The organism is Afipia sp. GAS231 (assembly GCF_900103365.1).
Classification (GTDB): domain Bacteria; phylum Pseudomonadota; class Alphaproteobacteria; order Rhizobiales; family Xanthobacteraceae; genus Bradyrhizobium.
On record NZ_LT629703.1, the window covers coordinates 2668093 to 2688317 of the forward strand.

A 20225-nucleotide genomic window follows, 5' to 3' on the forward strand; every position below is an offset into this window, starting at 1 on the left:
TGGTTAACGCGAGGTTACCAAAGGGGAATTTGGCTGCCGGAAATGCAGCCGGAACGGCGGGTTAGGCGGGGTTCCATTTTGGCGGGAATCGTCAAAAGCCCCCCACTGTCATCGCTCGGCTTGACCGGGCGACCCAGTACGCCGCGGCCCATCGGATCCATCACTGCTGCCTCTGGAATACTGGGTCGCCCGCCCCAGTGCGCAATTGCGCACAAGGCGGGCGATGACAGCGGAGATCGTTCCCGCGACGCGATGCGCCCGGAGTTTTGCAATCGACCTCAGCCCTCCCAATCAGAGGGCGCAGGGAAGACCGGGTGCGCGCCGCACCCGCGGTCTCATGTGCGTGTTGCACAAGAATAGGCTGCACATGAGCATACAGGTTTGGCGGAGGCAGCCGGCCTTCCCTGCGCAATGGCTTTACGGCTTATACGAGATCGTCCTGGTGACCCTGCTTTTTGTGACACCATCGCTCTCCGGCAGCGTTGGCCGCCTTCGAACTTGACGCCTGCATCGGGGCGTCGGACCCAAACGATTTCACCGTACGCAGCAGCCCGTTCGTCTCGCGTGCTGCCGCGTCCACCGCTCCCTGCCCCTCGTTTGCGACGATGGCCGACGCCCCTTGTGTCCAAAAAATTTGGCAGAATGAGCGAACGGGCGGTTGCGGACCAACCGCCCGTTGCTGGAACTGAGCCCGTACGCCCCAAAGGCGACAGAGCCTGTACCAGAGCGAGGGACAGCTCCGGCGTCTTCCTCAACCCGAACAGTTGCAAGGGCTTCGAGCCCGTACCGAGCAAGGAAGGGAGTGGATGATGGCACAAAACGGTCTCATCGTCGTGGGCATCGATGTCGCCAAGGACAAGATTGATGCATGCATTCGCGTGCTGGCACTGCGGCAACCGTACCCGAGCAGCGCGCAGGGGCATCGCCGGTTGGTTGCCTGGCTGCGCAAGCACAAGGTGAACAAGGCCGTCATGGAGGCCAGTGGCGGCTATGAGCGGGACTGGGCCAAGCTACTGCGCCAGGCCGGTGTCGAGGTGCGGATCGTCGACCCCAAACGCGTCCGCAGCTTCGCGCTATCGGCCGGCCGGCTGGCAAAGAACGATGTGATCGACGCGGAGATGATCGCCTGGTTCGCCGAGATATTTACCGAGGCGCCGAGCCAGACCCACGATGCCGCACGCGAGGAGTTGCTGGCGCTGGTGAAAGCGCGCATCGGTCTGGGTGATCTCAAGACGCGCTTGCAGAGCCAGAATGAGCATGCTGCACCAGGATTGGTTCAGAAAGCCCATGCCCGCATCTTGAAGAACCTGGCCCGCGAAATTGCTGGGCTAGAGGCCGCCATTGCGGCCAAGATCAAGGCCACGCCACACCTTGCCGAGCGTGCCGAGATCATCGCGAGCGTGCCTGGCTTCGCCGCGACGAGCGCCGCGAACCTCGTCGCGGGCATGCAGGAGCTTGGGCAGGTTAGCAACGAGGTCGCCGCCGCATTATTGGGTGCGGCTCCTTACGATGACGATAGTGGCCAACGGCGCGGCGAGCGTCATATCAAGGGTGGCCGCCGCTGGATTCGCACTGCGATCTACATGCCCTGTCTCGGGGCCGTCACGCAGAACAACCCGGCGCTCAAGGCCTTCTATCGACGCCTGATCGCCAAGGGCAAGAAGCCGAAAGTCGCGCTCATTGCCTGCATGCGCAAGCTGATCGTCATCTGCAACACGCTGATCGCCCGACGGCAGAAATGGGACCCCAGCCGTTACGCGCTGAGTTGAGCGAGTGCATCCTCTCGCGCTCGGTCATCGACCGAGCGCATGCCAAGCCAACAGACCGGAGAGCGGACGGGGTCAAGGCCGTAAGCCGCCGAAGGCGGGGCGCGCCCCGCGCCAGCCTTGAGGCCCGGCCGATCGCCGGTTTACTTCAGCACAGTTGCTCTGGTGGGACAGGATGGCGGGAGTCCTACAGCTGATTTGCCCGACGTGCCAATCGGAATATTTTTGCGCGGAGGGCTGGACAGACTTTTGGTGATTTGCCCGTCGGGCTATTTTGTCGCACCTTGAACGGCACGTTGCAGGATGGGTTCAGCGAGGCCGTTTGGAAATTCCGGATCAACCAACTTCGGCGGCAACGCTCTGGCCCCCGCTGGCCCGCTTCATCCGCACCGAACGGCGCTTCGCCCAGCGAATGGCGGCGCGGCGCGCCACGGCGTGGCTCTATGAATTCATCCGTTTCGGGATCAAGCAGGCATGGGCCTGCCTGTTCGGCGGCATCATGGTGGCGCTGATGATCGCCACCCACTTCTGGTATCCGGCAGGGCTGCCGCTCGCCCGTTACGATTTCCTGTTCCTGTGCGCGCTTGGGCTGCAGGTATTGCTGCTCGCGGCGCGCCTCGAAACATCAGAGGAAGCCAAGGTCATTTTGCTCTATCACGCCGTCGGAACGGCGATGGAGCTGTTCAAGACGTCGGTAGGTTCCTGGATCTATCCGGAACCGTGCTTGTTCCGCATCGGCGGCGTGCCGCTGTTCACCGGCTTCATGTATTCGTGCGTCGGAAGTTATCTGTGCCGCGCCTGGCGGCTATTCGACTTCCGCTTCGAACGTCACCCGCCGGTCTGGACGCTGGTGGTACTGAGCCTCGCCATTTACGTCAATTTCTTCGCCCATCATTATGTTCCCGACATGCGCCTGGTGCTGTTTGCCGCCTCGCTCTTTCTGTTTGGGCGCACGCGCATCCATTTCAAGGTCTGGAACGTCTATCGCTCGATGCCATTGCTGCTCGGGCTGGTTCTGGTCGCGCTGTTCATCTGGTTTTCGGAAAATCTCGGGACCTACAGCAGGACGTGGATCTATCCCGGCCAGATCAAAGGCTGGTCAATGGTGTCGGTTGCCAAGCTCGGATCGTGGTACTTGCTTCTGATCATCAGCTACACGTTGGTGGCGCTGATCAACAAGCCGGCAGCCATGGGTGCGGCGGATCGGACGCCGCAGCGAAGCCCAATTCCGGAAAACGTTTGAATGCCCGTCATGCCGCGTATCAAATATGCCGTGCTGACGGCGCTCCTGATCGGCGCAGGTCTGCTGGTGCGGTCGCCGCTGCTGGGGCTGCCTCACGCAGTGGCAAAATATTCCGGCTCGATCGTGTGGGGCGCCATGGTCTATGCCGCGATCGCGTGCCTGCAGCCGAGCCGAGGGCTGTTGCGAAAGGCGATAGCTGCAAGCCTCCTGGCCATCAGCATCGAGTTCAGCCAGCTCCTGCACACGCCGGCGCTGGACGCATTTCGAAGCACCACGATCGGGGTGCTGCTGATCGGCCGTTTTTTTTCGTGGTGGGATATCGTCGCCTACTTGATCGGAATCGCAGCGATATGTCTGTTCGACAAGGTCGCGCTGCGACCCTCCCGTGTCTGAGCGCCACCGCGGGCGCATTTCTCAGGCTGCGATCAGACCGCAAGCGCCGGCTCGGGGCAATTGGTCAGCCGCGCGGGAACGCCGACCGCGGTGCATCCCGCCGGCACGTCGTGCTCGACCACCGATCCGGCGCCGATCTTGGCGAAATCGCCGATGCTGATATCGCCGAGGATCGTCGCGCCCGAGCTGATATACGCGCCGCGCCCGATTCTGGGCGCCCGGCCGGGCATCGCCTGCTTTCGGCCGATCGTGACGTTTTGCATGATCGTCACCTCGTCGCCGACGACGGCGTAGGCGCCGATGATAATGCCGGTGGCATGATCGAGAAGCACCGACGTACCGATCGAAGCCGAGGGATGGATGCTTACCTGCAGGGTATCCGACGACAGGCTCTGCAACATCAGCGCCAGGTCGGTGCGGTCGGCAAGCCAAAGCCAGTTCGACACCCGCCAGGCCTGCAGTGCGACGTATCCCTTGTAATTCAGAAATGGCGGCAGCAAGCTTGTGACAGCCGGATCCTGAATGGCAACGCTTTGCAGATCCCGGCTTGCCGCCTCGACCATATCCGGCGACGCGCGCTGCGCCTCGGAAGCGAGCCGCGCAAATTGCGCGCGTTCCGCCGCGCTCTTGCCGAGCCATTCGCCGATCTGATGCGCCACCGCGCTGCCGAGATCGGCATGATCGAGGATCGCACGCGTCGACCTGCCGCCAAACAGCGGATCGCGAGCGAGAGCGCTTTCGGCCTCGCGGCGAACGGAAAGCCAAAGCTGCTCGGCCGTTACGATTGCGTTCTGAATCATGGACGTCAGCCCCTTAGCGTTAAACAGCCTCATCCAGGTTTACGTAGCCGTAATATTCGCTCCAACCACAGCACTTGGGTTCTTCCAGAATGCCACCGATATTTGGTTGCTGGAAGGGCCTGTGCGGACCGACGTTGGGCATCTCCTTCGGTACTTCGTTGCTCAGCCTCTGCAATACGGCGGACGCAGGCGAAAGCTCCCTCGTGGCTTGGCCGACATCAGGAACGAATCATGCAGAGGCTTTCACAAAGTCCGCATGGCACTCGTCGAGAACCTGACGGGTGAACTTTCCGATCGAAGCATATTCAATCTCGGTCAGATTGGCGAGCGAGACCCGTGCCGAGGTATCGACCACCTCGAACCCGTTGCCCGGCAGCAGGACGACGCCGGTCTCCTCGGCGAGACGGAATAGAAAACCGACTCCGAGGTTGCTCCTGATGAACCATGCCTTGAACTCCGGCCCATAAAGTGTCCCCCCGATCTCCTGCAGGTCGATTAGGGAGTAGTAATTCACGTCATTGAGCTCATGCCGCGCCACCACACCCATGTGGCGGTACAGGGTGAGGTACCGCTTTCGGATCAACTGCTTCGCCGCGTCCTTGTAACGATGTTCGCGGTCCATCAGTCCGCTCAGGGCAAACAACGCCATCTGCAACTGCTGCGGCACCGAAAGACCTGCCGTGTGGTTAAGCGCCACCGCACGACTGTCGGCGACCAGGCGATCGATGAACCGCAGATCTCGCGGCGTCGTGGTCAGTGAACTGTAGCGCTTGTCGAGCAGAAGCTTGGTGGCCTCCGGCAGAGCCGCCAGCGAGGCATCGAAGGCATTATCCTCGTGCAGGGCCATCGCGCCGAGCCGCCAGCCGGTCGCACCAAAAAATTTCGAGAACGAATACACACACAGGGTGTTTTTTGGGCATTTCGCAAACAGCGAAACGAAGTCGTCAGCGAAAGTGCCGTAGACATCGTCGGTCACGATCAGAAAATTCGGCCGCTTCGCGACCGTTGCGGCCAATTGATCGAGAACGGCGTCCGACAATTTCGACGACGGTGGATTGCTCGGATTGACCAGGCAGAATATCTTGATGGCGGGATCCATCAGCTTGTCGATTTCCGCCTGCGGCAGCTGCCAGTCATCGACACGGTCCATGCGTATGTCGACGATCTCGAGTCCGTATTCCGCAAGTACGGGAATTTCCAGATAGGGCGAGAATATCGGCGTCGCCATGGCAATCTTGTCGCCCGGCTTGATCAACCCGTTCATGCGCAAGGTCTGGAAGATATAGGTCATGGCAGCTGTTCCACCCTCAGTCGCGAAGACCGAGAACGCACCGCTGGGCGGCAACGGCCCGAACATCTCCTGAGCCAGATAGGCCTTTACGATCTCCTCGACATGGCAAAGCATCCGTGGCGGAGTCGGATAAGTGCTGCCCAGAAACGCGCTGACCATTTCGAACAGAAACGCATCCCGGTCGAGGCCGAGCTGATCGCTGACATAGGAGATCGCTGCACGCAGGAACCACACCCCGTCGGTCTGCCTGTGGTTCACGGTATAGGCCTCGAAGCGCTGCGCGATTCCCTGGTGCTCGGGCAGGCCACCGAAGCCGCTGTCGAGATATGAGTAGGAGCGCTCCGATTCACGCAGCGCAAAATCGCCCAGACTGAGAAACGCCCAGCGCGGCAACGTCGCCAGAAAATTGGGATTGCCGCGTCCGGCATTCAGCATCAGTCGCTGCGCGTCCGAGGACGCAACCGCGATGAGCTTGTCCTTGAGTTCGAACGGACTGAGAGCAGCGTATTGCTTGAAATTGCGCTCTAACATGCTGAATTCCTCGATGCTGATCTGTTACGATGCATTTTTTGCGATGATGCCGATGATCAGCGGTCCCCACAGGGTGAGAAACACGTTGGCAACGGCATAGGTGACGGTGAACGACACCACCGGCGTGGCATTGCCTGCCTTCGTCAAAAGAGCCGCAAATGCCGGGTTGGCACTGCGGCCGCCGGCGACGCATGAGAGTGCCTCGATCGGATTTTGAATGCGCAGAACATAGTAAGAGAAGAAGAAGGTGACGATCTGCGGGATCAGGGTTACACCGACGCCCAAGAAGAACAGCGTCAATCCGTATTTCTCGATGGCGACCAGGGCCTGGGGGCCCGCGGTGATACCGACGATGCCGACGAACACAGCCAGGCCAAAATCGCGCAGAAAGTTTGACGCGCCGACCGGCAGCGCCGCGAAGTTCGGATGTACGCTGCGCAGCCAGCCAAACAGCAGACCGGCCAACAGACAACCGCCGCCGCTTCCGATCGAGATCGGGATGCCCCAGATTCTGAACTCGATCATGCCGATCAACAGACCGATCGACATGCCGAGGCCGAAGAACACAAAGTCGGTGACCGCCGCAGCGGTGATCCGGTAGCCGATCTTCGGCTCCACGCGATCGAGATCGGCCGGACTTCCGGTGAAATGCAATTCGTCGCCGCGCTTGAGTTGAAGCTTGTCCAGCACGGGCAGATCCAGACCCATGCGCTTGACTGCCGTCAGAAACACGCCGTGGCGCGTTTCGACGTTGACGTGATCGTGGATTTCGCTGATCGCACGACCGCTCAATGCGTGATTGGTGAGAACGATCTCGCGGTTTTCCTGGACCAGTAACAGGCCGTTGGACGGTGTCACTTCGCGACCGAACAGGACTGCTGCGGCTGCCTGTTGCAAAATAATCCCGGTGATCGCTACTCTGTCACTTGCAGCAACGACAACGGCCTCATTGAGATCGAGCGTCTTGCCCTCGCGATAGACGGCCTCAACGGAGGCGTCTGAGAGCTGCCTGTCGATCTCGATCGCGGTGAGGCCGGTGGCTTTGCTGTCCGTCCCCACCTCATAGACACGAGTCGCGATCTGGCTGGCTGCATTGAATTCACCAGGTTCGAGTTCGGCGCGACCGCCTGATAGCACCTTGGCCAGCTTGACGGCTTCGGTCCGGATGTTCCACCTCATGATGAGCGGCAGAAACCAGCTCACCATGACGATCGGCCCCAGCGAGCCGAAGAGATAGCAAACGGCGTATCCGACCGCGACGTTGGTCTGCATGGTCTTGATCAACTCGGGCGCGAGCCCGAGCTTGCCGATGGCGTCGCCGGCAGTTCCGATAATCGCCGATTGCGTCAGACCACCGGCCGCAAGTCCGGCCGCCAAACCGCGATCGAGCCCGAACAGCCAGGCCGCGGCGAGCACGCAGAGCAAACCGGTCAGACACATGACGAATGCGGAAGCGAGTTGGTTCAGGGAGCGTCGGTTCAGCGCATGAAAGAACTGCGGCCCGCCTTGGAAGCCAACGGCATAGATGAAGAGTGCGAAGAACACGCCCTTGATGCCGCTATCGATTGCGACACCGAACTGACCAATCAGGACACCGACCAGCAGCGTTCCGGCGATACCGCCGAGTACGAAGCCACCTATTCTGATTTTTCCGGCCAAGTAGCCGAGCGCGATAGTGACGAAGAGGGCCAGCAGGGGCTGCGCTGTGACAAGTTGGTGGATCATGTCCATGAGCTTCTTTCAAAATCGCCAGGCAGGAATGGGAGTCGGGGCGCCCGGATCGAGCGGCGATCAGAACTGGCTGACGTTTCCCAGCACCATTCCGCATTCAACCGATGCGCCGGCCTTCACTGAAATTTGCGACAGCACGCCGGTGACGGGAGCGCGGATCTCGTGGGTGACATTGTCGGTTTCTGTTTCAACCAGCGGCTCCTGGACGGTGACGGGATCACCCACCCGCTTGAACCATCGTCCGACGGACAATTTGGGTCCGGCATTTGGCATCGTTGGGACGTGTATTTGCGTAATCATGATGTTGGTCCTGATGGATGATATGTGCCTATGCGACAGCGCCACCGGCCGGATGACCCGGCCGGCGTCGACGCCCATGCGGAGACGGGCGGCGGCGGAAGCGATGCGTGGATGCAAGGTGTGCGGAGTGGAAGAAGGAGGGCTTTACTCTTCTACGCTGCTCTGGACCTCGCCTACCTGAGGCCCGTCGAGCACTAACGCGTATAGAACGCGTATAGAACATAGCCTCCGAAACGCCGGAAAGTTCCGCTCGATCAGGAAATCTTTCGGCTCAATCGAATCATCGTCGTCCGGACGAAGGTTCGGCAGCTGGGAATAACCGCCCTGCCCACGGCGGCGCTCGCGCAAAGCCTGCCCAAAACCAAACCGCCCACCTGCTTTCGCAGATGGGCGGCTGTATCCGCCGTCAGGCTTTATGGGGGCACATCGCCTGAGGGCTGAACTTCTCTATTTGTTTGGACGCGTTTTCTTCACGCGAACCGGAAGGCCACCCTCGGATCAAGTCCGAGGGCATGCTTCGCGAACGTGAGCCTTAGCTCTGCGGCTGGTCGTTCGGCGGGGTCGGACGGGTCTTGTGCTGCGCCATGAACTGGTCGAACTCTTCCTTGTCCTTGGCGTGGCGCAGGCGATCGAGGAAGTCGCGGAATTCGACCTGCTCTTCCTCAAGGCGACGCAGCGTTTCGGTGCGGTATTCGTCGAAGGCGCGGTTACCGCTGGACTGCGGACCGAAGCCGCCGAAGCCGAAGCCGCGGCGCTCCATGCGGCCGCGCATCCGCTCCATCTTGTACTGCATCCGCTCCATCTTGTTCGCCCAGCGATCCTGGTGACTCCAGCAACCCATTTTTCTGCTCCCTAGTGTGAAAAAGAGAAGGGCAAGTCCGATCGGCCACCAGATGATGAAGCCGAGGATGGTCACGGCGATCCAGCCGGGATGCCAGGGGCTATCAAGCATATGCGGGCGATCAGGCTCTTCGTTCGGGCCGCGCCATCGATTGACATCTGCGGTGTAGGCCATTTCCCTCTCCATGACGGCTTCACGCCGTTGTGAATGTAAATAACATTTACATACCTAAACCATCCCGCGGTTTTGTCAAGCCGGGGGCAAACCGCGCCCGCTAAATTATTTTGGGGTGCCCCAAGGACCGGCGGGCGGGACCGGCGGCGGACCTGACGGTTTCGGGTCGGTTTTCGCGGCTTCAGGCCGGCGGTCGGTCGGGAAACCGAGGCCGCGCAGATAGATCAGCACTTCGGCTTCCAGCAGATCTTCCGGCGACATCGGCAGTTTGCGCCGCGCCGCGTCGCCGCGGCCGAACAGCGACGCCACGCCGTGCGCCATCGACCAGATGTGCAGCGCCATCATCATCGCCGGCGGCCGTGGCGTGCCGGGTGGCGCCAGCGCGGCCAGCCGCTCGGCGGCGGCGCGGATAATGCCGAAAGCACGTTCGCTGGCGGCCATCAGGGTGGGATTGGCATCGACCGGAAGCCCGGATTCGAACATCGCCGAATAGAACGCGGGCTCGTTGCGGGCAAAGGCGAGATAGGCTTTGCCGACCCGCTCGAACGCCGTGACCGTGTCAGGGCGGCCGTCGTCCCAGGCCTGCGTCAGCAAGGCCTCGAACTGCTCGAAGCCGCGCTGCGCAATCGAGGACAGCAATTCTTCGCGATCACGGAAATGCCGGTAAGGCGCCGCCGGGCTGACGCCAGCCATCCGCGCGGCGTCGGCGAAGGTGAAACCGGCAGCCCCCTTTTCGGCAATCAGGCCGAGCGCTGCCTGCAGCAACGCCTCTTTCAGATTGCCGTGATGGTAGCCGCGCTCGGCGCGGCGCGTTTCCTTGCGCCAGCTCATGTGAAAGGCTTTTACATGAGCCGGCCGCAAAGGTCACTTCAATCTTGTGTTTTGACGCGTTTTCTCGACGCGAGCACGCGCGTTCACAAAGATTAACGGCTGGTGGACTTCTTCAGCTCGTCGAAGCCCGCGGCGGCCTTCTGCACGTCCTCGGAGAAATCGGCCATCTCCTGCACCTGGCGGATTTCGATGATCTCGTTCTCGGAGGCCGGGCACTTGCTGGCCCACTCGATCGCCGCCTGCCGCGACGGCACGTCGATCATCCAGTAGCCGCCGAGCACTTCCTTGGACTCCGTGAACGGACCGTCCGTCACGACAGGCTTGCCGCCGGGAAAGGAGACCCGCGCGCCCATCGATGGCGGATGCAGGCCGTCGCGATCAGGACGCCGGCATCCTTCAGCGCCTCATTGTATTTCATCATCGCCTTGACGCGCTCGGGATCGAGCTGGACGTCCGGAGCGGCGGTCTCATAGCCCAGGGGGATCATCAGCATCATGAATCGCATGGTGGGTGTCCTAGTTTGATTTGCTGTCATTCCGCGGCGAAGCGCAGCATCGAACCCGGAATCTCGCGCTACAATCTCTGGATTCTCAGGTGCGCAATTGCGCACCATAGTTCGCGTTTCGCGCCCCGGAATGACGGTGGATGTAATTACTTCTTCCCCGCCTGCGCCCGCAGACGTTCTTCCTGTTCGCGCAATTCGGGGGTGAGGGCTTCGCCAAAGTCCTCGGTGGAAAATACCTGGCGGATTTCGATCTCGTCGCCGGCGCCGAACGGCGCGCGCTTCATCCACACAATCGCGTCATCCAGCGACTTGGCATTGATCAGCCAGAAGCCGGCGACGAGATCGCCGCTCAGCGCGAACGGACCATTTGTCGCAGTGCCCTGCCCTCCCGAATATTTGATCCGCGCGCCGTTCGAGGTCGGATGCAGGCCCTCGCCGGCTTCCATCATGCCGGCCTTCACCAGTTCCTCGTTGAACTTACCCATCGCCGTCAGCAATTCCGTGCTCGGCATGACGCCGGCTTCGGAATCCTTGCTGGCCTTCACAATCACCATAAATCGCATCGTCACGCTCCGTTTGGATGTCTCATCAGGCCGGATATTGCCCGATCTCGTCAACTGGACGATTGGGGTTTTGCCGTACCGACATGTCAGTTGAAATTATTTTGAAGGTAATTGCGAATGGGCGGCGCGGCAAAGCCGCGCATATCCGCTTCGGAATATCGCGGTCCCGGCAACGATAGGACTTGCATGTCCGAAAACGGAGCCAGTCGCCATGTCCCTTTTTGCAATGTCTCGTTTCGCAATGTCTCTCCCGTCATGCCTCAAAACGATCGGCCTCGCGGCGGTGATCTTCGCCGGCCCCATCGCCGCCGCAAGAGCGGAAATCGTCACCACACGGTCGCAGATCGACGCCGGAGTGAAGCCGTGGCCGGCACCCACGGGTCACCGCCAGCCACACGCCGCCGACGTTGCGCCGGTCCCGAAGCAGCAAGCCGATCGCAACGATGACCTGCTGGAACTCGAAATCGATCGCAAGCTCAGGATTTGTCGCGGCTGCTGACCGCGGCAATCAATCAATCGTGTACGACGGCGGTCACTTCGACCTCGACGAGAGCTTTGGCGGGCGTCAGCGCTGCGACCTGCACCAGCGTGCTGGCGGGCCGCTGTGCACCGAATGCCTCCCGGTGAGCACGCGCGACGTGATCGGCATCCGCCATGTCGACAACGTAAACCACCGTTCGCGCGACATGGCGCATCTCCGCGCCCGCTTCATCAAGGGCCGCGGCAATGGTTTTGATCGCGCCGGTCATTTGCACATAGGCATCGCCCTCGAGAAACGGCGATCGGGCGGTCGTTCCCGAAACAAAAACCAGGTCACCGACACGAACGGCCCGCGCATAGCCGTAAGCATCCTCAAACGGATATCCGGACGCGATCGTTGTTCTGGTCGGCATTTCATCTCCGTGAAACCGAATGGGTAAACATGACGCGAGCGAGCGCGGCCGGGATATCACGATTTCCCCGTCAATCAACTCATCGTGCATCGGTGCCGGAATATCGCGAAGCCTGCGACGATAGATACGGCATGGTCACAACAGAGCCGACGCCATGCCTCTCTCTCCACGCCTGAAACCGCTTGGCCTCGCCTTGGCGATACTCGCGGGCGCCATTGCCGCCGCGCACGCTGAAGTCATCACATCGGAGTTTGAGGCCGGCGGTGCGGGCGTCAACGCCGGCATCAAAGCGCGGCCGGTGCCGATCGGTCATCGCCGACCGCATGCCGGCAATGTGCCGCGCGATTCCAGCCAGGACGCCATCATCAGGACCGAAGAAGAGTTCGATCGCAGGTTCGGGATGTGCCGCCGCTGCTGAGGTGGCTTCGCATTCCACGTGCGCCGCCGCACCTGTCAGTCGTCGATCGCCTGATAGGCCAGCGTCCAGAAATCGGCCATCGCACGCGGCGGCGGCGAATCCATCATCCGCTGGGTCAGCAGGATTCCGGTGAGACCCTCACTGGGGTCGGAATACCAGGAGGTGCCGTAGCCGCCGTCCCAGCCGTAGCGGCCGGGCCGGCCCGCGAGATCGTCGCGCTTGGTGAAGACCGAGAGCCCGAAACCCCAGCCTCTGGCGCCGCCGAGGAACAATTCAGAGCCCTGTTTCTGCTCCGGCGTGATGTGATCGGATGTCATCAACTCGACCGCCGGCCGCGACAGGATGCGTTCGCTGCCCAGCCGCCCGCCATTCAACATCATTTGCGCAAAGGCATTGAAATCATCGGCGGTCGAAACCAGTCCGGCGCCGCCGTTTTCGAAGACCGGCGGCGCGGCGTATTTTCCGGCCGCGGGATCGTCGAACACCTTCAGTTCGCCGGACGCGTGATCGCGCCGATAGGCGGTCGCAAATCTGCCGAGCTTTTCGCCGGGCACGAAGAACGCCGTGTCCCTCATGCCGAGCGGCGCGAAGATTCGTTCGGCCAGGAAGTCGGCGAACGACATGCCGGCAACACGGGCAATCAGCACACCGAGAATTTCGCTGCCGCTGTTGTAAAGCCAACGCTCGCCCGGCTGGTAGAGCAGTGGCAGGCTGCCATAGCGCCGCATCAATTCGTCCGGCGCGAAAGACGGAAATACCGGTCCCGGCGCGAAGCCCGCCTGGGCAACGGCCTTCTGGATCGGATAGCGATCCGGAAACACCGCCAGCATGCCGAGCCCGAGCCGAAAGGTCAGGAGATCGCGCAGCGTGATCGCGCGCCGGGCCGGCACGGTATCGTCGAGCGGCCCGTCGATGGCGCGCAGCACCTTGCGGTCGGCCAATTCCGGCAGCCAGGGATCGACGGGATCATCGAGCCGCAATTTGCATTCCTCGACCAGGATCATCGCGGCGGCGGCGGTTACCGGTTTGGTCATCGAAGAAATGCGGAAGATGGTGTCGCGCTGCATCGGCGCGCCGCCGATCGCCATATTGCCGATGACATCGACATGTACTTCGCCGCCACGGCTCACCACGGTCACCAGGCCCGGCATGTCTCCACCAGCAACATGGCCGGCCATCACGTCATGCAAGCGGCCGAGCCGCGCCCTGGAGAGTCCGTCGGCGCAGGTGGATGTCAGCATTTTCTTCTCCTTTGGAATGACATAGTGAGGGAGAGACGAATGCCGCCGTCCAAAATCGACATCATCACGGGAATTTTATCGGGCAAAATCTATCTGACTTGCGGGACAAAAACCCCGCCCTCGAAGCTGGCGCCGAAATAGACGTCGATGCGCTTCACTTTGTCGCCGGCGAAGGCGAAGAATTCGGTGTTGCGAAAGCGCTTGCCGCCTTTGGCGACACAGAGGTAGGTGACGAAAGCCTCGTCGCCTTCCACGAAGATCCGCTCCAGTTCGTGCCGCTCGATCCAGTCGCTGTTTTTCCAGCACCGTTCGAAGTAGGTCGCCTTGTCGATGTTGTCGTCATAGGGACTGGTGAAGCGGAAATCGTCGCCGAGCGCGTCCTCAACCAGCTTGCGATTGCCGGACAGATAGGCCGCAAAAATCGCGCGAATGGTGTCCGCCCGGTTTGCCGTTGCCATCTAGCGCTCCTTCGGCACCATGTGGAAGTACGGCTCGGCCTCCTTCAGCACGCGGGCAACCGACGGACGCGCCTTCAGACGGTCGAGATACGCGCTTACGTGGCCGAGGGTTGCGCCGAACGGCACGACCATGTTGCCATAGAACAACGGCGGCAATGCCGCGCAATCGGCGAGGCCGAATTCGTCGCCCAGCGCCCAATCGCCGCCGGCCATCTGTTGCTCGATCATCGCATACGATGTCCGCAACTGCGCGCGCGCCTCCGCGACGCCGTGAGGATCCTTGTTGCCGTCCGGCCGCAACCGGTCCCCCATGATCTTCTGCATCGGCAGATGGACATAGAGATCGTAGAACCGGTCGCGCAGCCGCGTCTGCCATGCCTGGTCGAAGTCGTCGGGAATGAACCGGGTTGGGCCGCGATAATGGCGGTCTAGATATTCGATGATGACGCTGGACTCCGGCACGGTCTCACCGCGTGCGTCGTCGCGCAGCACCGGGAACTTGCCGATTCCCCACAGCTTGAGCAGCGCCGCGCGCTCGGCCGGGTCGCCGAGATTGACCGGGTTCGGCGTGAACGGAATGTCATTCTCATACAGCGCGATCAGCGCCTTCCAGCAGAACGACGACAAGGGGTGAAAATGCAGCGTCAACGACATGGAAACTCCCGGTATGGAGGCAGGACGAACCGTGTTGCGGCCAGCCGACCTGGATCGCGAAAATTATTTCGCGGTCGGCGCGCCGATCAAACCGATTGCGTTTTACAACTGGTTGTATCCTGACCAAACCGGTGCAATATTGCAAGCAGTTTTTTTGACGGCGCTGCTGCAAGCCGCGAGACCACGCCATGACCGACGCCCAGCGCTCCGGCTGCCCGATCAACCTGACGCTGGAAGTAGTCGGCGACAAATGGAGCCTGCTGATCATCCGCGACTTGATGTTCGGCAACCGGCGGCATTTTCGCGAGCTGCTGACCAAATCCGATGAGGGCATCTCCTCCAACATCCTCGCCGACCGGCTGAAGACGCTCCTCGAGCAAGGCATCATCACCCGCGAGGACGACCCGAGCCACAAGCAGAAGGGAATCTATTCGTTGACCGAACAGGGCATCGAACTGCTGCCGATTCTCGCGCAGATGTCGGCCTGGGGTTACAAATACCTTCCCGTCAGCGAGGAGCTCGGCATCCGCGCCAGGCTACTGAGCGAAGGCGGACCGAAAATGTGGGCCGAGTTCATGGACGAGTTGCGCGAGGTCCATCTCGGCGCGGTCAGGCGGAAGCGCGGACCATCGGTGGGCGAGCGGTTGCAGGCCGCGTATGAGAGCGTCGTGAATCGAAAATAGTTTTTCGACGGCGCCGTAGAGCTCAACGACGCGGCGCAAGCGATGGGTGGGATCGCCGAACCGAACGGCAACACCGCGCCAAAAAGGATATTTCGTCTCAATCCTTCGCGCGCGCAGCATGACCTTTGGCGCTTGAGCGCCTAAGCTCTACCCTGCGGCGACGGTCCGGCGCCGCACACGCAGAAACTGATATCTGGACCCGGGGAGTATCGCGTTATGTCGGGATTGCTCATCAACCTGCTCATCCAGATCGTCAGCGGCGCCATCGGCGGAAATGTCGCCGCGGGTGCAGCCAAGAATATCGACCTCGGTACGCTCGGAAACACGCTCGCGGGCGCCATCGGCGGCGGCGCCGGAGGACAGATCCTCGGCATGCTGATTCCGCTGCTGGCGAATTCGGCTTCGACGCCGGATATCGGCAGCATCGTCGGCCAGGTCGCCGGTGGCGGCGTTGCCGGTGCCGTTCTCACCGCGATCGTCGGCGCCCTCAAGAACAGGACGGCTTGAACCATCGTCAATCGCAAGCAGGGCCGCTTGCGGCCCTGACCCCGGTTCGCGCACGGCGCGGCCCGGGCAGAGGTGTGTTGCGCCACCATGGCCGGGACTCGGCGCGGGGCATGGGCTATAGGGTCGCGAAACTCACCTGTCGCGAACGGATTTTCCATGCCCCCCTCCCCGCAAAAAGCTGCCCTCGTCACCGGCGCCGCGCGCGGCATTGGACTGGCGACGGCAAAACGGTTTCTGGCTGACGGCTGGCGTGTGGCGCTGCTGGATATCGAGGGCGAGTTGCTCAACGGCGCGGTCGCCGATCTCGGCAATCCCAAAAACACGCTGGCGCTGCATTGCGACGTCTCGGACAGCAAGGCGGTGGCGGGCGCGATGGCCGCGATCGAACGACGGTTCGGCCGACTCGATGCGCTGGTCAACAATGCCGGCGTCGCGGTGTTCGCGCCCCTGCTCGAGACTTCGGATGAGGACTGGAGCCGGGTGCTGGAGGTCAATCACACCGGGCCGTTCCTCTGCACCAAGGCGGCGGCACCGCTGATGCGCGAACACGGCGGCGGCGCTATCGTCAACATCACTTCCATTTCCGCGGTGCGCGCTTCGACGCTGCGCTCGGCCTACGGCACCAGCAAGGCCGGCCTCGCGCACCTTACAAAACAGCTCGCGGTCGAACTGGCCTCGCTCGGGATCCGCGTCAATGCGGTGGCGCCCGGTCCGGTCGAGACCGCGATGGCGAAAGCCGTGCACACGCCGGAAATCCGCGCCGATTATCACGACGCCATTCCGCTGAATCGTTACGGCCTCGAAGAGGAGCTGGCGGAAGCCATATTCTTTCTGTGCAGCGAGCGTTCGAGCTACATCACCGGGCAAGTTCTCGCCGTCGACGGCGGCTTCGATGCCGCCGGCATCGGCCTGCCGACGCTGCGCGGCGAACGGCGGAACGGCTAGCGCTGGTTGACGCCAACAATCCGCCAGCCGCTTTCGAGGCGATCGATCCGGGTCAGCGACAGCGGATCGATTGCAAAGCGCAACGCGCCGTCGGGCGAAAGTTCAAGCGCGATGGCGAGCACGGCGCGGATGGTGCCGGAATGCACGACGAGAACAGCGTCGCCCGCAGGCAAACGGGCAAGTCCAGTTCTGGTGCGTTCGATCTGATCGGCGAAACTTTCGCCGCCGGGCGGACGACTGTGCGCGGGCGATTGCCAGAATTCCTGATAGGCCACACCGAGCTCAGTGGCGAGATCGTCGTGACGCCGTCCGGTCCAGGCGCCAAAATCCTGCTCGGCGAAATCAGCCTCGGCGACCGCATCGAGCCCGAGCCTCGCAGCAGTTTCGCGGGTGCGGCGCATCGGACTGCTGACCGCATGGGCGCGAGCCGGCAACCGCGCCTTCAGCACCGCAATCGCAGCGGCGTCGCTGAGATCGGCCGGCGCATCGGCGGCATGAATGACGCCGCGCGGGCCATCGACCGGCGCATGCCGGATCAGCCATAGCTGTATCGAAGCGCTCACGTGAGTTTTGCGGCGAGTAGGACCAGAATCGCGGTCTCCGCCACCTGCTCGGCCGCCCCCAGCACGTCGCCGGTCTGGCCACCGATCTCCCGCAACGCCAGCCGCGCGATGACGAAGCCGCTGATGGCAGCCGCAACCGCGGCCCACAGCGCCTCGCCCCATGACAGCGACAGCAGCGCGATCAGCAGCGCAAGCGCACCTGCGATCGCCGTCGTTGTCGGATCAGGCTGGCCGGAGCTGCGCGCCAAACCATCCTGGCGCGCATAGGGCAGGTTCAGCGCGAGGGCCGGCAACACGCCGCGCGCCAGCGCATGCGCCGCGATCAGGCTTGGGACGACAGCGCCGTCCGGAATCGCTGACAGCGCGGAAAGCTTTGCGGCAAAGCTCACCAGCAGCGCCGTGGCGCCATAGGTGCCGATCCGGCTATCGCGCATGATCGCGAGCTTGCCCTCGATGTCACGGCCACCGCCAAAACCGTCGGCGAGGTCGGCGACGCCATCCTCGTGCAGCGCGCCGGTCAAGAGCGCGCCGGCGCCCAGCACCAGCGCCGCCGCCGCCAGATCGGGCACGCCGACCTGGCGCAGCGCCAGGCAGAGCACTCCCATGGCAAGACCGATCAGAGCGCCGACCACCGGAAACAGCCGGTAAGCGCGGGCGAAACTTGTAGCCGCCGCGCCATCCGGATGCGGCACCGGCAGCCGCGTCAGGAAGCCGACGGCCATTTTGAAATCGTCGAGCCATTCATTCATGGTGGTGCCCAAGGAATCGTTTTAGCGTGCGATCGGCTCGATCTGTCCGGGCATGGCCCGGGAAACCGGTTTGCTTTTTCAGGTGACGTTGTAGGGAAATCGCATGCGGTTTAACAGCCTCGATGATATCCGCGCCTTCTGCCGCGACCTGCCCCGGGGCGACGCGCAGGCGGCCGAAGCCGCCGCGCTGCGGCAGCAAAACCTGACCAAACCGCCGGGCAGCCTCGGCCGCCTCGAAGAACTGGCGATCTGGCTGGCGCGGTGGCAGGAAAACGCCACGCCGCGGCTGGAGCGGGTCACGATTGCGGTGTTCGCCGGCAACCACGGCATCGCCGGGCGCGGCGTCTCGGCCTATCCGCCGGAAGTCACCGCGCAGATGGTGGCGAATTTTGCCGCCGGAGGGGCTGCGATCAACCAGATCGCCACGCTGGCCGGCGCCGAATTGCGCGTGGTGCCGCTCGACCTCGAGCGGCCGACGCGCGACTTCACGGTGGCAGCGGCGATGGACACCGAAGATTTCCTCGACGCGGTCGATATCGGCTGTCACGCGGTGGCTGACGATTGCGACCTCCTGGTCGTCGGTGAAATGGGAATTGCCAATACCACCACGGCCGCGACCCTGTGCGCGGCGCTGCTCGGCGGCGGCGCCACGCGCTGGGCCGGCCGCGGCACCGGCGTCGACGACGACGGGCTGTCGCGCAAGCGCGCGGCAATCGAGACGGCGCTGAAAGTTCACGAACGCATTCTCGGCGATCCGCTTGCCGTGGCCGCGGCCCTCGGCGGTCGCGAACTCGCGGCGATTGCGGGCGCCGTTCTCGCCGCACGCCAGCGCGGCGTCCCCGTGCTGCTCGACGGTTTCGTCGCAACATCAGCGGTGCTGCCGCTGGCGCGTCTCGAAGGCCACGTGCTGGACCACTGCCGCGCCGGGCACGTCTCGGCCGAGTCGGGGCATCGCGATCTCTTGCGCGAACTCCATCTCGACCCGCTGCTCGATCTCAATATGCGGCTCGGCGAAGCGTCGGGCGCCGGCGTTGCGATCCTACTGCTGCGCGCGGCACTCGCCTGCCACAATGGCATGGCAACCTTCGCCGAGGCCGGCGTTTCAGGCGCCGGCGATTGACGAAACCTTGCCGCAGGTTCCGGCGTCACTAGATCAGCAGGACACTCGCAGCAAAGGAACCGCACATGCGCATGGCGGTGGTGAAGGCAGTTCTGATCCTAGCGACACTGTGCGCCGCGATGGCGCCCGCGCGGGCCGAGGTGCGCATCCTCGCCAGCCCCGGCGGACAGGTCGGCCCATTCCTCGAACTGTTCGATCGCGTCCGCGAATCCGGCGAGCGCGTCGTGATCGACGGACCGTGTCTGTCCGCCTGCACGCTGGTGCTGAGCACGGTACCGAGCGAGCGCATCTGCGTGACGCGCCGCGCCGTGCTCGGATTTCATGCCGCGCGCTCGATCGACCGCAGCGGACGGCTCTATGCGGAACCGGAAGCCTCGCAGGCGGTGCTGGAGGCCTACCCGGCCGCGGTGCGCGGTTGGATCAGCCGCCGCGGCGGATTGACGTCGCGGCTGCTGCTGTTGCGCGGAAGGGAACTCGCCGCAATCTATCCGACGTGCAGGTGAAGGTTTGTAGGGTGGGTTAGCCGCAGCGTAACCCACCGCCGGACCATCCGCGTATTGAGATGTCGGTGGGTTACGCCTTCGGCTAACCCACCCTACGAATCTCGCCTCACATTTCCTGCGGGCAGTTCACCATCCAGGGAATGCCGAACTGATCGACGCACATGCCGAACCCCTTGGAGAAGAAGGTCTTGCCGAACGGCATGTTGACGCTGCCGCCTTCCGACAGCGCCTTGAACCTGCGCTCGGCCTCGGCGGGATCGTCGACCGTGATGGATACCGCAAAACCCTGCGGCTTGTTGAAATGATCCGGCGGCGCGTCTGACGCCATGATCACCTCGCCATCGATCGACATCCTGGCATGCATGATCTTCTGCATGCGGTCCGGCGCCGTGCCCATTTCGGGCGGGCCTTCCGAATTACGCAACATCAGCTCGATCTTGCCCCCGAGCACCTTCTCGTAGAACTTGAACGCCGCTTCGCAATTGCTGTCGAAGAACAGGTAAGGATTGATTTGCATCATTG

Annotated in this window: 24 protein-coding genes and 1 pseudogene; 10 read left to right on the forward strand and 15 right to left on the reverse strand. The window is 62.7% G+C overall.

Going from position 1 to position 20225, the window contains the following annotated elements; all coding sequences use genetic code 11:
• Nucleotides 1-806 precede the first annotated feature (806 nt).
• The 3 genes from BLS26_RS12685 to BLS26_RS12695 all read left to right on the forward strand — a co-directional run bounded on the left by BLS26_RS12685 (nt 807) and on the right by BLS26_RS12695 (nt 3402).
• A complete protein-coding gene (locus BLS26_RS12685) occupies nt 807-1769 on the forward strand; it encodes an IS110 family transposase (RefSeq protein ID WP_092511518.1) in 963 nt (320 codons plus the stop codon).
• 319 nt (nt 1770-2088) lie between these two features.
• Nucleotides 2089-3009 carry a DUF817 domain-containing protein gene (locus BLS26_RS12690; protein WP_244541925.1) on the forward strand — a complete coding sequence of 307 codons (921 nt, stop codon included), beginning with the start codon at nt 2089-2091 and terminating at the stop codon, nt 3007-3009.
• A gap of 9 nt (nt 3010-3018) precedes the next feature.
• The gene (locus BLS26_RS12695; protein ID WP_244541926.1) at nt 3019-3402 is read left to right on the forward strand and encodes a DUF2809 domain-containing protein; all 384 of its coding nucleotides are present in this window, start codon (nt 3019-3021) and stop codon (nt 3400-3402) included.
• A gap of 32 nt (nt 3403-3434) precedes the next feature.
• Here the strand turns inward: BLS26_RS12695 and BLS26_RS12700 are convergent, their stop codons facing one another.
• From BLS26_RS12700 to BLS26_RS12735, 8 genes and pseudogenes are all read right to left on the reverse strand, one after another.
• Nucleotides 3435-4202: a serine acetyltransferase gene (locus tag BLS26_RS12700; protein WP_092511522.1), complete on the reverse strand. Its 768-nt coding sequence runs from the start codon at nt 4200-4202 to the stop codon at nt 3435-3437.
• Between the two features lie 229 nt (nt 4203-4431).
• Entirely contained in the window at nt 4432-6024 is a 1593-nt protein-coding gene (locus BLS26_RS12705) for a bifunctional aspartate transaminase/aspartate 4-decarboxylase (RefSeq protein WP_092511524.1), read from the reverse strand.
• A gap of 24 nt (nt 6025-6048) precedes the next feature.
• Nucleotides 6049-7749, reverse strand: coding sequence for an aspartate-alanine antiporter (gene aspT, locus BLS26_RS12710; protein WP_092517995.1), 1701 nt, complete (start codon nt 7747-7749; stop codon nt 6049-6051).
• Between the two features lie 66 nt (nt 7750-7815).
• The gene (locus tag BLS26_RS35710) at nt 7816-8007 is read right to left on the reverse strand and encodes a biotin/lipoyl-containing protein (RefSeq protein ID WP_157676436.1); all 192 of its coding nucleotides are present in this window, start codon (nt 8005-8007) and stop codon (nt 7816-7818) included.
• Nucleotides 8008-8587: 580 nt separating this feature from the next.
• The gene (locus tag BLS26_RS12720; protein WP_092511528.1) at nt 8588-9070 is read right to left on the reverse strand and encodes a DUF2852 domain-containing protein; all 483 of its coding nucleotides are present in this window, start codon (nt 9068-9070) and stop codon (nt 8588-8590) included.
• A 105-nt stretch (nt 9071-9175) separates the two neighbouring features.
• A complete protein-coding gene (locus tag BLS26_RS12725; protein ID WP_092511530.1) occupies nt 9176-9901 on the reverse strand; it encodes a TetR/AcrR family transcriptional regulator in 726 nt (241 codons plus the stop codon).
• A gap of 92 nt (nt 9902-9993) precedes the next feature.
• Nucleotides 9994-10406: pseudogene (locus BLS26_RS12730) on the reverse strand (YciI family protein).
• Nucleotides 10407-10552: 146 nt separating this feature from the next.
• Nucleotides 10553-10969 (reverse strand): YciI family protein, encoded by a 417-nt coding sequence (locus BLS26_RS12735; RefSeq protein ID WP_092511532.1) that lies wholly within the window; start codon nt 10967-10969, stop codon nt 10553-10555.
• A 283-nt stretch (nt 10970-11252) separates the two neighbouring features.
• Between BLS26_RS12735 and BLS26_RS12740 the strand changes: the two genes are divergently transcribed.
• Nucleotides 11253-11468 (forward strand): hypothetical protein, encoded by a 216-nt coding sequence (locus BLS26_RS12740; protein WP_157676437.1) that lies wholly within the window; start codon nt 11253-11255, stop codon nt 11466-11468.
• Between the two features lie 13 nt (nt 11469-11481).
• Here the strand turns inward: BLS26_RS12740 and BLS26_RS12745 are convergent, their stop codons facing one another.
• A complete protein-coding gene (locus tag BLS26_RS12745; protein WP_244541927.1) occupies nt 11482-11952 on the reverse strand; it encodes a Rid family hydrolase in 471 nt (156 codons plus the stop codon).
• A 64-nt stretch (nt 11953-12016) separates the two neighbouring features.
• On the opposite strand from BLS26_RS12745, the gene BLS26_RS12750 reads away from it, so the two are divergent.
• Nucleotides 12017-12280 (forward strand): hypothetical protein, encoded by a 264-nt coding sequence (locus BLS26_RS12750; RefSeq protein WP_157676438.1) that lies wholly within the window; start codon nt 12017-12019, stop codon nt 12278-12280.
• Nucleotides 12281-12315: 35 nt separating this feature from the next.
• Here BLS26_RS12750 and BLS26_RS12755 read toward each other — a convergent pair whose 3' ends face one another.
• From BLS26_RS12755 to BLS26_RS12765, 3 genes are all read right to left on the reverse strand, one after another.
• Complete coding sequence (locus BLS26_RS12755) at nt 12316-13521, reverse strand: serine hydrolase (RefSeq protein WP_092511540.1); 1206 nt, start codon at nt 13519-13521, stop codon at nt 12316-12318.
• Between the two features lie 89 nt (nt 13522-13610).
• Nucleotides 13611-13979, reverse strand: a complete 369-nt coding sequence (locus tag BLS26_RS12760; RefSeq protein WP_092511542.1) for a nuclear transport factor 2 family protein — start codon at nt 13977-13979, stop codon at nt 13611-13613.
• On the reverse strand, nt 13980-14633 hold the full coding sequence (locus BLS26_RS12765; protein ID WP_092511544.1) for a glutathione S-transferase family protein: 654 nt from the start codon (nt 14631-14633) through the stop codon (nt 13980-13982).
• 188 nt (nt 14634-14821) lie between these two features.
• Here BLS26_RS12765 and BLS26_RS12770 point away from each other — a divergent pair, with 188 nt between their 5' ends.
• The 3 genes from BLS26_RS12770 to BLS26_RS12780 all read left to right on the forward strand — a co-directional run bounded on the left by BLS26_RS12770 (nt 14822) and on the right by BLS26_RS12780 (nt 16768).
• Entirely contained in the window at nt 14822-15316 is a 495-nt protein-coding gene (locus BLS26_RS12770) for a helix-turn-helix domain-containing protein (protein WP_092511546.1), read from the forward strand.
• A 216-nt stretch (nt 15317-15532) separates the two neighbouring features.
• Nucleotides 15533-15823, forward strand: coding sequence for a hypothetical protein (locus tag BLS26_RS12775; RefSeq protein ID WP_092511548.1), 291 nt, complete (start codon nt 15533-15535; stop codon nt 15821-15823).
• 156 nt (nt 15824-15979) lie between these two features.
• Nucleotides 15980-16768, forward strand: coding sequence for an SDR family NAD(P)-dependent oxidoreductase (locus BLS26_RS12780; protein WP_092511550.1), 789 nt, complete (start codon nt 15980-15982; stop codon nt 16766-16768).
• On the opposite strand, the gene BLS26_RS12785 is transcribed toward BLS26_RS12780, so the two are convergent.
• Entirely contained in the window at nt 16765-17331 is a 567-nt protein-coding gene (locus BLS26_RS12785) for a histidine phosphatase family protein (RefSeq protein WP_092511552.1), read from the reverse strand. The two genes, BLS26_RS12780 and BLS26_RS12785, sit on opposite strands and share 4 nt — an antisense overlap.
• Complete coding sequence (gene cobS / locus BLS26_RS12790; RefSeq protein WP_092511554.1) at nt 17328-18080, reverse strand: adenosylcobinamide-GDP ribazoletransferase; 753 nt, start codon at nt 18078-18080, stop codon at nt 17328-17330. Before cobS ends, BLS26_RS12785 begins: the two co-directional genes overlap by 4 nt.
• Before the next feature lie 103 nt (nt 18081-18183).
• Between cobS and cobT the strand changes: the two genes are divergently transcribed.
• Together cobT and BLS26_RS12800 are read left to right on the forward strand one after the other, a co-directional pair.
• Nucleotides 18184-19200, forward strand: coding sequence for a nicotinate-nucleotide--dimethylbenzimidazole phosphoribosyltransferase (gene cobT / locus BLS26_RS12795; protein WP_092511556.1), 1017 nt, complete (start codon nt 18184-18186; stop codon nt 19198-19200).
• Between the two features lie 71 nt (nt 19201-19271).
• Nucleotides 19272-19703 (forward strand): hypothetical protein, encoded by a 432-nt coding sequence (locus BLS26_RS12800; protein ID WP_244541984.1) that lies wholly within the window; start codon nt 19272-19274, stop codon nt 19701-19703.
• A gap of 106 nt (nt 19704-19809) precedes the next feature.
• Here BLS26_RS12800 and BLS26_RS12805 read toward each other — a convergent pair whose 3' ends face one another.
• The gene (locus BLS26_RS12805; protein WP_092517996.1) at nt 19810-20220 is read right to left on the reverse strand and encodes a VOC family protein; all 411 of its coding nucleotides are present in this window, start codon (nt 20218-20220) and stop codon (nt 19810-19812) included.
• Nucleotides 20221-20225: the final 5 nt, after the last annotated feature.